This window comes from Hymenobacter siberiensis (assembly GCF_018967845.1).
GTDB lineage: Bacteria > Bacteroidota > Bacteroidia > Cytophagales > Hymenobacteraceae > Hymenobacter > Hymenobacter siberiensis.
This window is the reverse complement of the sequence record NZ_JAHLZZ010000001.1, coordinates 1,906,359-1,921,049: the sequence shown is the minus strand read 5'-3', so window position 1 is coordinate 1,921,049 and position 14,691 is coordinate 1,906,359. Positions and strand designations below refer to the sequence as shown.

Annotated in this window: 14 protein-coding genes and 1 pseudogene; 6 read left to right on the top strand and 9 right to left on the bottom strand. The window is 61.6% G+C overall.

What is annotated here, in order from left to right; all coding sequences use genetic code 11:
• Positions 1 to 39 precede the first annotated feature (39 nt).
• Together KQ661_RS08360 and KQ661_RS08355 are read left to right on the top strand one after the other, a co-directional pair.
• On the top strand, positions 40 to 720 hold the full coding sequence (locus KQ661_RS08360) for a 4'-phosphopantetheinyl transferase superfamily protein (protein WP_216686142.1): 681 nt from the start codon (positions 40 to 42) through the stop codon (positions 718 to 720).
• A 43-nt stretch (positions 721 to 763) separates the two neighbouring features.
• Complete coding sequence (locus tag KQ661_RS08355) at positions 764 to 1,345, top strand: redoxin domain-containing protein (protein ID WP_216680198.1); 582 nt, start codon at positions 764 to 766, stop codon at positions 1,343 to 1,345.
• 63 nt (positions 1,346 to 1,408) lie between these two features.
• Here KQ661_RS08355 and KQ661_RS08350 read toward each other — a convergent pair whose 3' ends face one another.
• The 7 genes and pseudogenes from KQ661_RS08350 to KQ661_RS08320 form a co-directional block, all read right to left on the bottom strand.
• Positions 1,409 to 1,678: a hypothetical protein gene (locus KQ661_RS08350; RefSeq protein ID WP_216686141.1), complete on the bottom strand. Its 270-nt coding sequence runs from the start codon at positions 1,676 to 1,678 to the stop codon at positions 1,409 to 1,411.
• Positions 1,679 to 1,737: 59 nt separating this feature from the next.
• Complete coding sequence (locus KQ661_RS08345; RefSeq protein WP_216686140.1) at positions 1,738 to 2,634, bottom strand: alpha/beta hydrolase family protein; 897 nt, start codon at positions 2,632 to 2,634, stop codon at positions 1,738 to 1,740.
• Positions 2,635 to 2,835: 201 nt separating this feature from the next.
• A pseudogene (locus tag KQ661_RS08340) lies at positions 2,836 to 3,728 on the bottom strand (aldo/keto reductase).
• A 204-nt stretch (positions 3,729 to 3,932) separates the two neighbouring features.
• Positions 3,933 to 4,097 (bottom strand): hypothetical protein, encoded by a 165-nt coding sequence (locus KQ661_RS08335; RefSeq protein ID WP_216686139.1) that lies wholly within the window; start codon positions 4,095 to 4,097, stop codon positions 3,933 to 3,935.
• Positions 4,037 to 4,972 carry an aldo/keto reductase gene (locus KQ661_RS08330; protein ID WP_216686138.1) on the bottom strand — a complete coding sequence of 312 codons (936 nt, stop codon included), beginning with the start codon at positions 4,970 to 4,972 and terminating at the stop codon, positions 4,037 to 4,039. Before KQ661_RS08330 ends, KQ661_RS08335 begins: the two co-directional genes overlap by 61 nt.
• Positions 4,973 to 5,197: 225 nt before the next feature.
• A complete protein-coding gene (locus KQ661_RS08325) occupies positions 5,198 to 6,031 on the bottom strand; it encodes a transglutaminase-like domain-containing protein (RefSeq protein WP_168671879.1) in 834 nt (277 codons plus the stop codon).
• Positions 6,032 to 6,127: 96 nt separating this feature from the next.
• Positions 6,128 to 6,820: a thiamine pyrophosphate-binding protein gene (locus KQ661_RS08320; protein WP_216686137.1), complete on the bottom strand. Its 693-nt coding sequence runs from the start codon at positions 6,818 to 6,820 to the stop codon at positions 6,128 to 6,130.
• A gap of 244 nt (positions 6,821 to 7,064) precedes the next feature.
• On the opposite strand from KQ661_RS08320, the gene KQ661_RS08315 reads away from it, so the two are divergent.
• The 4 genes from KQ661_RS08315 to KQ661_RS08300 all read left to right on the top strand — a co-directional run bounded on the left by KQ661_RS08315 (position 7,065) and on the right by KQ661_RS08300 (position 13,509).
• Positions 7,065 to 8,567 carry a tellurite resistance TerB C-terminal domain-containing protein gene (locus tag KQ661_RS08315; RefSeq protein WP_216686136.1) on the top strand — a complete coding sequence of 501 codons (1,503 nt, stop codon included), beginning with the start codon at positions 7,065 to 7,067 and terminating at the stop codon, positions 8,565 to 8,567.
• A gap of 32 nt (positions 8,568 to 8,599) precedes the next feature.
• A complete protein-coding gene (locus KQ661_RS22785) occupies positions 8,600 to 9,976 on the top strand; it encodes a tellurite resistance TerB C-terminal domain-containing protein (protein WP_216686135.1) in 1,377 nt (458 codons plus the stop codon).
• On the top strand, positions 9,961 to 11,286 hold the full coding sequence (locus tag KQ661_RS08305; RefSeq protein ID WP_216686134.1) for an ATP-binding protein: 1,326 nt from the start codon (positions 9,961 to 9,963) through the stop codon (positions 11,284 to 11,286). The genes KQ661_RS22785 and KQ661_RS08305 overlap by 16 nt, the downstream gene beginning before the upstream one ends.
• A 96-nt stretch (positions 11,287 to 11,382) precedes the next feature.
• Entirely contained in the window at positions 11,383 to 13,509 is a 2,127-nt protein-coding gene (locus tag KQ661_RS08300) for a DEAD/DEAH box helicase (protein WP_216680189.1), read from the top strand.
• A gap of 233 nt (positions 13,510 to 13,742) precedes the next feature.
• Here the strand turns inward: KQ661_RS08300 and KQ661_RS08295 are convergent, their stop codons facing one another.
• Together KQ661_RS08295 and KQ661_RS08290 are read right to left on the bottom strand one after the other, a co-directional pair.
• Positions 13,743 to 14,423 carry a DUF2490 domain-containing protein gene (locus tag KQ661_RS08295; protein WP_235726945.1) on the bottom strand — a complete coding sequence of 227 codons (681 nt, stop codon included), beginning with the start codon at positions 14,421 to 14,423 and terminating at the stop codon, positions 13,743 to 13,745.
• A 14-nt stretch (positions 14,424 to 14,437) separates the two neighbouring features.
• Positions 14,438 to 14,686: a hypothetical protein gene (locus tag KQ661_RS08290; RefSeq protein ID WP_216686133.1), complete on the bottom strand. Its 249-nt coding sequence runs from the start codon at positions 14,684 to 14,686 to the stop codon at positions 14,438 to 14,440.
• Between the last annotated feature and the right edge of the window lie 5 nt (positions 14,687 to 14,691).

The following is a 14,691-nucleotide window of genomic DNA, read 5'->3' as shown; positions in this document are numbered from 1 at the left end:
GATGACAGTTGCTCCCGCTCCCCACTTCCCGCTCCCACAATGCCCCTGCACTCCCTCCAGCGCCTCTCCCCTACTGCCGTGCTGGGCCTCTGGCACCTCACCGAAACGCCTGCCGAGCTCTGGGCCGGGCTGCCCAACGCTGCCACCTACCAGCCGCTGCTGCCCGCCACCGCCGACCCCAAACGCCAGGCGCAGTGGCTGGCCGGCCGCCGGCTGGCCCACGCGCTATTCAACGAATTGCCCACGCCCGTAGCGCCCGAAACCGTGGTGCGCAACGATGCCACCGGCCGACCCTGGCTGGCCGGCGCGCCCGCCGATACGGTGGTTTCGCTGTCGCACTCCGGCGAGTGGGCGGCGGCCCTGCTGGCCCAGGATGGCCGGGCCGGGGTCGATATTGAGTTCATTCGCGACAAGGCCCAGCGGCTGGCCGGAAAATTTCTGGCCGAAAACGAGTGGGCCCACGCCCGCGCCACCCCTATGGCCGCAGCGGATGCCCATTACACCCTGCTCTGGAGCGCCAAAGAAGCCCTGTATAAGCTGGCGGCCCGGCGCGGCATCATTTTCCGCCAACAGCTGCTGCTTCACGAATTTAGCGCGGCTAAATCCGGCGAAATCCCCGCTACGTTAGTGCTGGACGGGGCCCAGACCCGGCACCGCATTTGCTATACCCAACCCGCACCCGGCTACGTGCTCACGTACTGCCACGAACCGGCCGGGTAGCCGCCAGGCAGTAGCCCGCGCCGTTTTGCCTTACCTTACCGCCATGTCTTTTCGCCGAATCTCTATTCTCACCGCCGTAACCCTGCTGGCCATTTCGCTCGCCGTGGGCGTGGCCCGCGCCCAGGCCGGCGGCACCGTCACCGATTTCACCCTGAAAACTGCCGCCAATGCCGACGTCGCCCTGAAAAGCTACGCCAAGGACAAGGCCGTGGTGGTGGTGTTTCTGAACCCGGCCTGCGCATTTTCGCGCCTCTATCAGGAGCGGCTGGCCTTGCTCAGCAGCGCCTACCGGGGCCGGGGCGTGCAGTTCCTGTTCATCAACGTGCCCATCAACCTCGATGCGCCCGGTACCGCCGCCCCCGGCGAGGTCGAGCTGCCCACCCTCACCGATGCCAGCCAGCAGGTGGCCGGCCTGCTGGGCGTAACCAAAACCGCCGAGGCCGTAGTGCTGGAGCCCGCCGGCAAGGGCTTCGCCATCCGCTACCGCGGTGCCATCGACGACAACCCGCAGGTGGCCGGCAGCGTGCAGCAGCATTACCTGAAGCAGGTGCTCGACAACGTACTGGCCGGCCGCCCCAGTGGCGTAGCCGACAAGCGCGCCGCCGGCTGCCTGATTAAGCGGTAATCGGTTCAGCAGAACGTCATGCCGAGCGCCGCCGAGGCAGCTCGGCATGACGTTCCTGTTTATTCACACACAAGCCTCATAGCTCAAACGGAAGGCTACTGCGCCGAAAACCGGAAGGCGGCCGTAGTGCACCTTACCCCGGAGGTTCTTCTTCAGCCACACGCTGTAGAAGTGCTGCACCACGGGCGTCAGCTTGTCGGGCAGCACGTTGCCACGGTTTTGCTCCAGGTCGATGACGGTGAGCAGCGGGTGGGCCGGCGCGGGCAGCCCGCAGAAGCGGGCGTAGTCCGTCACGGTATGCAGCACGCGGATTTCGGGAGGCGGCGGTTTCATGCGTTTGTTTTTAACTTTTGTCATCCAAAGCTTGCGAAGGATGATAAACCACGAAGCTATTACTGCCGGTACTCCGCAGCGGCCCGCGCCAGGTGCTGCGCAAGAAATTTCAGAATCTCCGCCTGCAGCTCCCCTTGAAACTGCGCCCGGTCGAACCCCGGTGGGTTCTGTGAGGGCGGAAAGGCCGGGCCCGTTCGGGCCGCCGGAAATGGACTGAGAAAGGAATAATGGCCCGCGTTTTCGACGTTGCGGTGCTGCACCCGCCGGCGGTCGGCCACACCATTGAGCACGATTTGGGCGTGGAAATCGGGGGTCCACTCGTCTTTTTCGCCCGTCAGCAGCAGGATGGGCACCCGTATGTTGCGCAGGGCTGCCGCCGCCCGGTACCACACGGTGGCCGGGGCCAGCAATACCAGCGCCCGCACTCGCGCATCGGGCACTACGGGAATAGGCTGCGGCGTGCCGTCGGCGTGTTCGTGGGGGAGCGAGCCCGGCAGGCCGCCAGCCAGCGCCAGCGCCGTGTAGCCGCCCAGCGAGTGCCCAATCAGCGCCACCCAATCGGGCCGCAGCGCCGCCCCGAATTCCGCCAGCAGCCCATCAATGGCCAGGCTGAGGTGGCGCGGCCGGGCCACGAGGTTATCGGCCGTGTTATGCCAGGCGTTGTCGTCGCGATGGTTGGCGTGGTGGCGCGGCAGGCCCACCACAAAGCCGTGGCGGGCCAGGTAGTGCGCCAGCAGCCGGTGCGTGAGCGGCGAACCGCCAGTGCCGTGCGAAACCAGCACCACCGGCAACGGGCCGGGGTTGATGGGCGCATCCAAGGCCACATCGAGGGTATAGGGCCCAATGGCTTCGGGCCGGCCGGGGGTACTGCTGGGGTACAGCACCAGCAGCGGGAAGGTGAGGCCCAGCGCCTCATCCGTGATTTCCAGGGTACGGCAGCCTACGAAATTGGGCATGGTTGAAGGGGTTGGCGAAAGGGCAAACTTAGGGGCTAGCGTGGTTGCAGAAACCCAAGCAGCCCACGCATATCATACTGAGCTTGTCGAAGCATCTCACCCACTTGGTTGGGCAGATTGGATTGCGTTGCGCGGTAGAGATGCTTCGGCTCCACTCAGCATGACGTTCTTAATGTTTGGCAATTCCCCTTTTCGCTTCGCCTAAAAGCCCGCCGGATACGCCGCGCCCACCGGACTACCCACCGGCATCATAGCCTCCAGTTCAGCTAATTCCGCCGGACTCAGCGCTATACCGGCGGCGGCCACGTTGAACTCCAGATACTTGCGGCGCTTGGTGCCGGGAATGGCCACCACGCCCTGCGCCAGCACCCAGGCCAAGGCCAGCTGCGCGGTGGTTACGCCCTTGGTTTGGGCCAGGGCTTCCAGCTTTTCCACCAGGGCCAGGTTTTTGTAGAAGTTTTCGCCCTGGTAACACGGGAACCAGCGGCGCGAGTCGTTGGGCTCGAAGTCGTCGGGGGTTTTGATGTCGCCCGACAAAAGCCCCGACCCATCGGCGAATAGCCCACGAAACCGATGCCCAGGGTGCGGGCGGCGTGCAGGCTGCCGCTTTCCTCCACGCCCCTATCGAAGAGCGAATACTCGGTTTGCAGGGCCGTGATGGGGTGCACGGCGTGGGCCCGACGCAGGATGTCGGGTGCTACTTCGCTCAGGCCCAGGAAGCGCACTTTGCCTTCCTCCACAAAGCGGCTCATCATGCCCACGCTGTCCTCGATGGGCGTATTCGGGTCGAGGCAGTGCAGGTAGTAGAGGTCGATGTAATCGGTGCCCAGGTTACGCAGCGAGCGTTCGATGGACTTGCGGGCGTAATCGGGCCGGCCGTTGAGCTTGCCGGTGAACTTCTCATCGTCGCTCACCTCGAAGCCGAATTTGGTGGCCAGAATAACGTCGGCCCGGCGGCCGGGCAGCACTTTGGCCACCAGCCGCTCGTTCAGCATGGGGCCGTAGAGGTCGGCGGTGTCGAGCAGGTTGATGCCCAGCTCCAGGGCGCGGTGCAGGGTGGCCAGGCTCTCGGCTTCGTCGGCCTCGCCATACATGCTCATGCCGTTGCCGGCGGCCATCATGCCCATGCAGCCCAGGCCTTCCACGGGCACTTCCAGGCCCTGGCTGCCGAGGGCTACGCGTTTGATTTCAGTTGTCATTAGGGGGTTGATTTTGATGAGGTTTTGATACCTCAAAGGTCCGGCCCGCCTACGCCGACGGACCTACACAAAACCCCGCTTCTGCAACACAAAACGCGGCTACTGCCAGCCCTGCACGCTGCCGCCGCCAAATACGGCGCGCTTCAGCATGGGCCAAATCCGGTCCTGAAACGGGTCGAGAATGCTGGCATCGTCCAAGGTCTTCAGCTGCGCGGGGCTGAGCTGAATATCGAGCGCCACCAGGCTGTCGTGCAGCTGCGCCACCTTGCTGGCCCCCACAATGAGCGAGGTGATGGCCGGCTGGGCCGCCACGCCAGCGCCACCTGCGCCAGCGGCCGGCCCAAGTCGGCCGCCACCGGCCGCAGGGCTTCCAGCACCTGCCAGTTGTGGTCGGTGAATTTCATATTGCCGAAGGGATTGGGACCGGTGAGGCGGCCTTCACCGCTGACCCAGGCACCTTCCCGCTCGTACTTCCTGGCCAGAAAACCGGCCGCCAGCGGGTTCCAAGGCGTGATGCCCAGCCCCAAATTCAGGGCGGCGGGCACGTGCTCCCGCTCGATGGAGCGCGCCACCAGGGAGTATTCCATTTGCAGGGCAATGGGGCCGGGCACGCCGTGGGCGGGGGCCAGCGTAGCGGCTTTGGTGGCATACCAGGCCGGCACGTTGCTGAAGGCGAAGTAGCGGATGCGGCCGGCCCGCACCAGGTCGCCGAGGGTTTGCAGCGTTTCCTCCACGGGCGTCACGCCGTCGTAGGCGTGCAGCCAGTAGAGGTCGGCGTAGTCGGTTTTGAGGCGGCGCAGCGAGCCCTCCAGGGCGCGGTGAATGTTTTTGCGGCCGTTGCCGCCCAAGTTGGGGTTGCCGGCCTGCCCGCCGAAGCTGAACTTGGTGGCCAGCACCACTTGGTCGCGCAGGTGGCGGCCAGCAATGTAGCGGCCCAGCATTTCCTCGCTCTGCCCGCCCGAATACACATCGGCAGTGTCCACGAAGTTGCTGCCGGCATCCACGTAAGCATTGAAAACGGCTTCGGACACGTCGTCACCCGAGCCCCAGCGCGGGGTGCCAAACGTCATGGTGCCCAGCGCCAGCGGGCTTACCACCAGGCCGGAGCGGCGCAGGGTGCGAAAATCGGTGATTTTCATCAGGAATAGACCTACTGCCGAAGCGGAGCTGCTTCAGCTACTGGAACAGCCAGCATCCCGCTAAGGTCACCTTGGCCCGAGCGGTCTGGGCTATACAAACCGCCGTTTCTACAACACAAAACGAAGTAGGGTGCGGGGCTTGCCCCCGCCCGTCGTTGAATGGTTCATGTGGAGGCCGTTCAACGACGGGCGGGGGCAAGCCCCGCACCCTACGAAAATCTCCTGCTACTCCAGAATGCTCAGCAGCAACGCCACCTCAGCCGCTTTCACCGGCTCCTGCAAGCGTTCGAAGCTCATTTGCAGGTTGCGCATGGCTCGGCGCACAATGTCGAGGTGCGAGCAGGGCTCGAAAAAAATGGGGTTGGGCGTGATGTTAAGCTGGGCCACGTAGTGCTCGATATCGGTGCGCGAAAGCACCAGGCCCCGGTTGTAGCAGTTGATGTAGAACGGCTCGGCCCCCGGCAGCTCGGGCCGAAAGGTGAGCACGAACAGGTTGGGCAGGTTCACCCCAAAAACCGGCAAATCCAGCCGCTGGGCCACCAGCAGGTAAATCACGCAGAGCGTGAGCGGGTTGCCGCGCTTGGTTTCAATCACACGCTGGAGCATGGAGTTGGCCGGCGAGTGGAAATGCTGGGTGTTGGCCGCGAACTTATGCTGCCGGAACATCACGAAATTCAGGGTTTGCACTTGGTCGGCGGGGTGCATTTCGGGGCGCAGGGCAGTCCAGGTTTCGAAGCGGAGCTGCTCGATGGCGCGATTCAGGGCCTGGTAGTCGGCATCAGGGTATTGATAGGTATTCAGCAGCCACATGCCTTCGAGCAGGTCGGTGGCACCGGCTTCGCGCCACACTTTGAGACGCTGCTGCAGGCCCTCAAACTGCAGGTGGTGAATCAAATCCTCCAGTCGCTGCTGCTGCTGGCTGTCCAGAGTTTCTTCCCACGACTCCTCCAGAAAGGGAATGATGCTCTCGCCCAGGTTCTGAATTTTGTCCTGGATTTGCGGCGCGATTTCCGGGTCGTCGAGCAGCGAGATAAGGGCTTTGATTTCTTTGTTGGTCATGGATGCGAAACGGCCACCGCTAGGGTTGGGGGGGGCGAATTTAACACGTAATAGGGCCTTTTGGGTTTCAACGATGGGCAGGGACAGGCCCCGCCCCTAACGGAACAAGTTTGTTTTGGCCATTTCCAGCAGCTCGGCGTGGGCTTCGGCGCAGCCAATACCGGCCATCATGGTCACCTTGCTACCCGCGTTCAACAATGCAGCCGCTTGCTGAATATCGGCTTCCGAAGGACGCAACAAGCTGCGGCGGCTCAGGGTGGGCAGCCGTACTTCGGGGGCTTCGGCTTCGAGGTAAGCCACGTCGCCGGGAAAGACGACCACGGCCACGCCGCGCAGCCCCAGCGCCGCCACCACGGCACTTTCAATGGTATGCACGGCCTGCTCGGGCACCGAAATCAACTCGCAGAAGTGACTGCATTCGCGGAACAGCCGCTCGGGATGGGTTTCCTGAAAGTAGCCGGTCCCAATTTCCACGCTCGGAATCTGGGCGGCGAGGGCCAGCACCGACACGCGGCTGCGGTGGCAGTCGAACAGGCCGTTGATGAGGTGGGTGTTGCCCGGCCCGCAGGAGCCGGCGCACACGGCGAGGTCGCCGGTGAGGTGGGCCTCCGCGCCGGCCGCGAAGGCCCCGCCTTCCTCGTGCCGCACGGCGATGAATTCGATGTCGGCACGGCCCCGAATGTTGTCGCTGATGCCGTTGAGGGAATCGCCCACCACGCCAAAAACGCGCTTGACGCCGGCGGCTACGAGGGTATCGACGATGATTTCAGCTACGGATTTTTTGGACATGGCTTTCGGCGGTTGGGTCTGGGGGCTACGCAGAAGAAAGATGGGTTGGCAGTATTGGCGGGGCATTCTATTGGTAATTTAGCGCCTGTGCTTCAGCCAGCGGTTCGCCTGTCGCAACATGTGGGGTATTGAGTGCATTTTCCGCACCAGCGACGGGCTTCTTCATCGGGCAAGCCTTCCAGCTCAATCCGATTTCGCTGCAACCTATTCCTATTCCTTTGTCGCTCACTGCTTTGCCCTGCCCATGTCTTCTAAACGCCCAGCTTCCAACAACAATGACGACGACTCCATTATTGACGTAACGGGCCTGTTTCTGCGCCTGAAAGAAGCCATGCGCAAGGAGATTACCGACATCTGGACGGCCGCCCCAACCCCACCCAGAACCTCCACCGTTCATCAATTTTACGATTACGAGCCGCCCAGCCTGGGCAAGCTTTATAAAGACAAGCTGGCCCTCACGCCCAAGCAAATCAGCTGGCTCAACCGCTTTCCGCTGCCGGCCAACACGTTTCTGGACATTGAGGCGGGCCGCGCAGCCACGGTGCGGCTCTACCTGGCCGTGCTGCCGCTGCTGGAGCAGCAGCTCAAAGCCAAGGGCAGCACCCTGGCCCAAACGGTGAAAACGCTGGACAGCCGCACCAAATCCCTGCGCTACTACGCCAGCACCGCCTGGTACTACACACCCAAAACCGGGGCCGATGCGTACCTGGCCATTTTTCGGCTGTGCGAAAACGCTGCGCGGATAAAACTGGGCCACAAGCGCAAGGTAGGCGGCCTCTTTACCGGCGCTTTGGCCGAGCTAGAGCCCGTGTTTCAGGAGGTGCTGGGGCGGCGGGTACTTGAGCTGCTGCCGCCGCTGCTGGCCCTGGTGCCCGCGCCCGACCATGCTACTGAACTACTGCTCAACAGACAGAATACCAGTCGCTGGAAAACCGAGCTGGAGCAGCTCCTGCACCAACTGGCGGCCAAGACCCCGGCCCTACTCAAGGCCCTGACTACGCTGGCCGCCCGCAACGCGCAAAACCCCTCCCTCGACCTGCTTCTTTGGGAAACAACCAAGCGGCTGGCAGCTACGCACCGCGAGGCGGCGCTCGGCTACTACCTGCGCTACCTGCACACCACCCAGGCCCTTTTTCGTGTTGGCAAACCGCTGCCTAAAAACTTGCACAAACAGCTGTTTCCGCTGCCGGAGCAGGCCGAGCGGTTTCAGGTTATCGCCAATGAGCTGGCTTTCTATAAAAAGCTGGATGAGGCGCTGGCCAAAGTACCCACCGTGTATGAGGTGAAGCGCCGGAAAATCGAGCTGGATAAAACCGCCATTCACGCCGCCCGCGACCAGCACGCCGGCACCGTGGAGCTACTAAACGAGTACCTGCAGGATACGCCCACGCCGCCAGCCAAACCGGCCAAACCGGCCAAAACCACCGCTCCGGCCAAAACCATAAAAACCAGTCAATCAGCCAAAAAACCCAGTAAATCCCCCGCCACGCCCACCGCTGGCAGCTTCGCAAGCGGCTTGGGCCTGAGCGCGCCGCAGCAGGCGCTTTTGCAGCTCTTTGCAGCCCATCAGCTCACTTTATCGCAGGCCAAAGCAGAGGCGTTTGCCAAAAGCCACGGCACGTTGCGCCACCAACTCATCGACGGCCTGAATGACACCTGCTACGAGCTGCTCGATGACGTGCTGGTGGAGGAAACCGGCGACGGCTACACCATCTACGAGCCGTATTTCCAGAAGATAACCGGTTAATTTAATACCCTGCCCACTTTAACGTTACGCCCGTGTTTCGCCGCCATTATTATTACCATACGCATACTCCGCTGGGCGACTTGTACGAGCACAACCTGCGGCTCAATAGGAAGGAGGTCAGCTGGCTCAACAAATTCACGCCCCCCGGCAATGGTTTGATGCAGCTTGAAGCCCCTCGTGGCGAGGCCGTCCGGCTTTATTTATTAGTGATGAACGAGCTGGAAACCAAGTGCAAAGCGGCGGGCACCACGTTTCAGCAGCAGGCCAAGGAGCTTACCGAAAAAAGCGAGCAATACGGCTATTTCAATCATAGAGAGCAGGGCTACGTCAGCTCCGCTGCCGCCGGCAGCAAGGTGGCGGCCATCGTGTATTTCACGGTTTTACAGCGTTGCGAGGATGTGGTGCGGCACCGCTACGGCATGCCAATGAGCCCGGAAAAGCGGTATTTCACCGCCGTGCTCGACACCGCGCATTCCTTCGAGCGGTATTTTGGGGAGGCGGTGCAGGCGCTACTCGCGCCTCTGGCCAAAACGGTGCCGCTGCCCGACGATGAAACCGAGCAGGCGCTCAACGTGCTGGACAACGGGCGCTACAAACCGCACTTCGAAAAGCTGCTGGCCCTGCTGCCCACCGATACGGTCGGGTTCGCGGCGGGTGTGTACGAGCTGTGCTACCTGAACAACCGCAACCCGGTGATGCCGCAGATTTACTACGAAGCCACCAAGCAGCTCGGCGAGCTAGTGCGTGCGCCCGCCCTGCACCTGTACCTGCACTACCTGCACTACGGCGCGGCGTGCAAGTGGAATTTTAAGCCCCGGCCCCTCATCAAACGCCTGCAAAAGAAGCTGTTTCCGCAACCTGAGCACCAGGAGCGGTTCGAGGCTATTTGCCAGTCGCTGCTGCACTCGCGCGACTTAAACCAAGCCACGACCGAAGTGGCAAAAGTCTATTTTCAGGAACGCAAAAAAATTACCCTGGACATGGGCACAGTGCAGGCCGTGCGCGCCCAGCACGCCGGCACCGTGGAGCTGCTGAACGAGTACCTGCAGGACACGCCCGCGCCACCGGCCGCTAAACCGCCCAAAAAGGCCCCAGCCGCCCCAAAACCGCGCCCGCCCAAACCACCGAAAGCGCCGGCCCTGGCGGCTACCTTTGCAGCCGGCGTGCAGCTCACCGCACTACAGCAGGCGCTGCTGGCCCTCTTTGCCGCCCACCAGCTCGCCCTGCCTCAGGCCGCGGTGGAGGCATTTGCCAAAACCCACGGCACCCTGCGCAACCAGCTCATCGACGGCCTGAACGAGGCCTGCGCCGACTTGCTGGACGACGTGCTGGTGGAGGAAACCGCCGACGGCTACGCCATCTACGAACCTTATTATCAGAAAATTACTGCCCAATGCTCGATAACGTGAAACCCAAGGAAGCCACGGCCATCATCAACTCGCTGCTGGGCGGCGTGGTGCCCAAGCTGGGCGTGCAGCACATCACGGTGGGGCGCTCGCCCGAAATCGCGGCGTTTTTGCAGGCGTTAGACGACGTGAAGAATGGCCACAGCATGGTCAAGTTCTGGATTGGAGACTTCGGCTCGGGCAAATCCTTCATGCTGCACCTACTTAATACGGTGGCCCTGAAGCAGAAATTCGTGGTGGCCAACGCCGACTTCACGCCCGATAACCGCCTCTACGCCAACGATGGCAAGGCCGTGGCCCTGTACTCGGCCATCATGGACAACATTGCTATTCAGACCAAGCCCGAGGGCGGGGCGCTGGCCACGCTGCTCGAAAAGTGGATTGAGCAGGTGATGAGCAAAACGGCCCTCGACCACGATATTCCGCTCACCAGCATCCGCGACCAGCAGCATTTGCCCAGGGTGCAGGCTGCCATCATGGCTACCATTCAGGAGCTGACCGACGTGGGCGGCTTCGATTTTGGCACCGTGGTAATGAAGTATTACGAAGGCTACAGCACTGATAATGACCTATTGCGCCGCAATGCGCTGAAGTGGCTCAAGGGCGAGTACCGCACCAAAACCGAGGCCCGGCAAGACCTCGGCGTGCGCGAAATCATCAACGATGTCAATTATTACGACATGCTCAAGAACTTCTGCCGGCTGTTCGTGAGCATGGGCTACAGCGGGTTTATGATTAACCTCGACGAGGCCATTAACCTGTATAAAATCTCCACCTCGGTATCGAGAGAGAAGAATTACGAGAAGATTCTGACCATTTACAACGACTGCTTTCAGGGCAAAGTCAGCCATTTCTTCCTCAACTTCGCCGGCACCCGCGAGGTGCTGGAAAACGAGCGGCGCGGCCTCTTCAGCTACCAGGCCCTGAAGTCGCGGCTCGAAACCAATAAGTTCGAAACCAGTGAATTGCGCGATTTCGCCCAGCCCGTTATCCGCCTGCTGCCGCTCTCGCACAACGAGGTATTTGTGCTGCTGCAAAAGCTGAAGGAAATCTTCGATTTCAACTACAAATCCGAGTTGGCCATTTCCGATACCGATATCGAAGCCTTTATGGAAGAGATGTTTAACAAGCCGGGAGCCAGCGAATTTCTCACGCCCCGCGAGGTAATCCGCGACTTCCTCAACATCCTGAGCCTGCTGCGGCAAAACCCCGGCCTGGAAAAGCGCAAGCTGTTCCGCGACATTCAGATTCGGGACGAGCGGCCCGACGAGTCGAGAACAGACGCGCTGGTAGACGGCATTGACGTGCTGTAAATTTCAGCTGTTAGCTGCCAGCCATTAGCTGTTAGCGCTATCGTTATTTGATTGCTTTAGAATAAAATCTGACAGCTAATAGCTGACAGCTTAAAAATGGCCTTCCACCTACTCGCCGAGCCCATTCGCCGCTACGTGCGCGACCAGCGCTGGGAGGAATTGCGCCCGATTCAGGCCGCCGCTATTCAGCATATTCTGGCCGATGACGACAACTATATCCTAGCCTCGCGCACGGCCTCGGGCAAAACGGAGGCGGCTTTTCTGCCCATTTTGTCGAAGGTTGATTTCCGGCAGCCGGGCGTGCGGGTGCTGTATGTGTCGCCACTCATCGCCCTGATTAACGACCAGTTTCAGCGGGTGGAGACCCTGTGCCAATACCTCGACGTGCCCGTGACCAAGTGGCACGGCGAGGCCAGCCGCACCGAGAAAAAGAAGCTGCTGGACCAGCCGGCGGGCATTTTGCTCATCACCCCGGAGTCGCTGGAAGCCATGTTCGTGCATGCGCCCCGCAGCGTCAAAACCCTGTTCAGCCAGCTGGATTACGTGGTGATTGACGAGATTCATTCGTTTCTGGGCACCGACCGGGGCTTGCAGCTGCAGTCGCTGCTGGCGCGGCTGCGGCGCGCCGGCCGGGCGCGGTTTGCGGTGGTGGGGTTGTCGGCCACCATCGGCGACTATGCCGAGGCCAAGCGCTTTACCGGCGAGGCCGCCCGCACGAAGGTGCTGCTCGACCGCGCCGGCAAGGAAATGCACACGCAGTTCCGCTACTTCCCGGCCGACCGCAGCGGGGCCGATTTACCGCTCGATTTGCTCAAAGACCTCTACAAGCAAACCAGCCGTAGCAAGGCCCTGATTTTTCCCAACACCCGCGGGCTGGCCGAAGTAGTGGCCGTGAAACTGCGCCTGATTTCGGACCGGGTGCACGGCCACGCCAACTACTTTTCGCACCACTCGTCGGTGCACAAGGAGGTGCGCGAGTACGTGGAGCATTTTGCCAAACACAATCAGCGCCAGCCGTTTTGCATCGCCTGCACGTCCACGCTGGAGCTGGGCATCGACATCGGCTCGGTCGATAAGGTGGTCCAGATTGACGCGGCGCAGTCGGTGGCCTCGCTCATTCAGCGGGTGGGCCGCAGCGGCCGCCGCGATGGCGCGGCCAGCGAGCTGCTGCTCTACGCCACCAACCCCTGGAGCTTGGTGCAGTCGCTGGCCTGCTGGCTGCTCTACCAAGACGGTTTTGTGGAGCCGCTGCGGGCCGCCCGCCACCCGTATGATTTGCTGCTGCACCAGGCGCTGTCCATCGTGAAGGAGCGCGCTGGCATCGGCCGGGCGGCGCTGCTCAAGGAGCTGCTGGCCAACGCTGCTTTCACCGAAATAGCCCCGGCGGCGGCCAATGAAATCCTGGACGAATTACTCCGCATCGACTGGCTGGAAGCGTTGGGCGGGGAGCTGATTATCGGGGTCGAAGGCGAGTTTACGGTGAATTCGCGGGAGTTTTTCAGCGTTTTCAAAACCGAGCCGGTGTTCAAGGTGGTTCACGCCGGCAAAACGGTGGGCGAAATTCCCTACTCGCTGCAAGTTCAGGAGCAGGAAAACCTGTTTTTGGCCGCCCGCACCTGGAAAATCACCGGCATCGACGGGGCCACCAAGCGCATTGAAGTGGTGCCCGCCCGCGACGGCAAGCGGCCGATATTTTCGGGCGGCGGCGGCACGGTGCACCCGCGCATCCGCGAAAAAATGCTGGAAATCCTCGTTTCCCCGGACGACTACCCCGAGCTGGACGAGCTGAGCCAGCTGGCCTTGCGCAGCCTGCGCCAGCAGTTTGCCGGCCGCGTCTGGCCGGCCCAGCTCACCCACGAGCGCCCCGCGCTAGTGAAAGACAAGGGCTTGATTTTCTACACCTTCACCGGCACCAAAATCAACCGCAGCCTGGCCTTCCTGCTCCGGCAGCTGGAAGTGGACTTCGTTTTCGACGACAGCCAAAGCAGCTTCGGCCTCGCAGTAGCCGTGCACTTGCTGCCAGCGCTTTTCGAGCAGTTACGACTGTTTGCGGAAGACGTGGATTTTCACCTACGCGACGCCCTGGCCCGCAACCCGGCGCTGATTGACTTTGCCAAGTGGGGCACCAAGCTGCCGGAGCATTTGCAGGTAGCCGTGCTAAAGGAGCGGTATTTCGACTTCGCGGGCGCGGCTGATTTCCTGCGGAATACGGTGGTGGTATAGGCAATAAGCAGCCGGCCATGCAGAGCGCAACGAAGCATGACGTTCTTGCCCTAGCCGCTACTACCCAATCAGTCCTGCTGCGAGGGCAGCATTTCCATGCCGGGCGGCTGGGCGCGGTGGGCCAGCTTATAGATCATGCCCAGCACGATGTTGTTTTTAGCAGCCGTGTTTTGCAGCACGAAATCACCCTGCGCGTTCGTGTAGTTATAGCTGGCCTGATTGACGTAGCTGATTTACACAATCAATTGGTTATTAATCTGATAAATAATACCGCCGTACAGCCGGTTGCGCTCGAACACGGGGCCGCGAGGGTTGATAAAAAGCTCATCGTAGGCCGAAAGGAAAAGGCTGCCAGTAGTAAAAACCTTCTTGTTCAGCGGAAAAAACCCATTCGGCCGGTAGCGGATGCGCTGGCGAAAGCTGCTGCTGTCGTCGCGGAAACGGAACCAGCGCTGCTCATAGCGGTAGCGGTGCTCGATTTTGAGGCGGTGCGAATACTGCGTGAGCACTAGTTGCTCCCAGAGGCGCTTTTCCACGTTCAGCGGGCCGGCAGGAAGGTCGCGGTAGTCGGAGGTGGAGTAGCGGCCGCCGCCCACCAACACCGTGAAGTTTGGGTCGATGTCGTAGCTCACGCCGGCCTTCAGCTCGTAGTAGAAAAACTGCCGGGCCAAGGTATTGGAGCGGCCCTGGATTTCGGCGTAGCCACCCCACGGGTGCTCTTTGCTGCCCGGCAGCTGGGCCGTGGCTACCACCCAGCTACCCCAGGGCTGCACGGTATTGAGGGACGTTTGGGCGCGGGCCGCCCCCACCAAAGCAGCCAGTAGCGCGCCGGCCAGAACGGAGTATTTTATCAGCAGGAAGCACCCGGGCCGGCAACGCGCCAGTCGGACTGTAAAGGTACCGACCCGGGCCATTACATAACATTCTCTTAATAATCTGATGGCCGCCCCACCGTTAGCTGCGCCCAGCCCAGAAACTGCCAATACAGCCCCGAATGGTACATCACCTCGATGAAATACCCCAGGTTGTGGCCGGCCACCGTGCCCTCCATCTGCGTGAAACGGTGCCCCTTGATTTTAATCAGATTGGCAAACACAAACGCACCGCCCACCAGATACCGGGTGCAGATGATGGCCAGCTGCAGCAGCAGCGCGTGTTTCAGGGCTTGGCGGGTCATGGCAG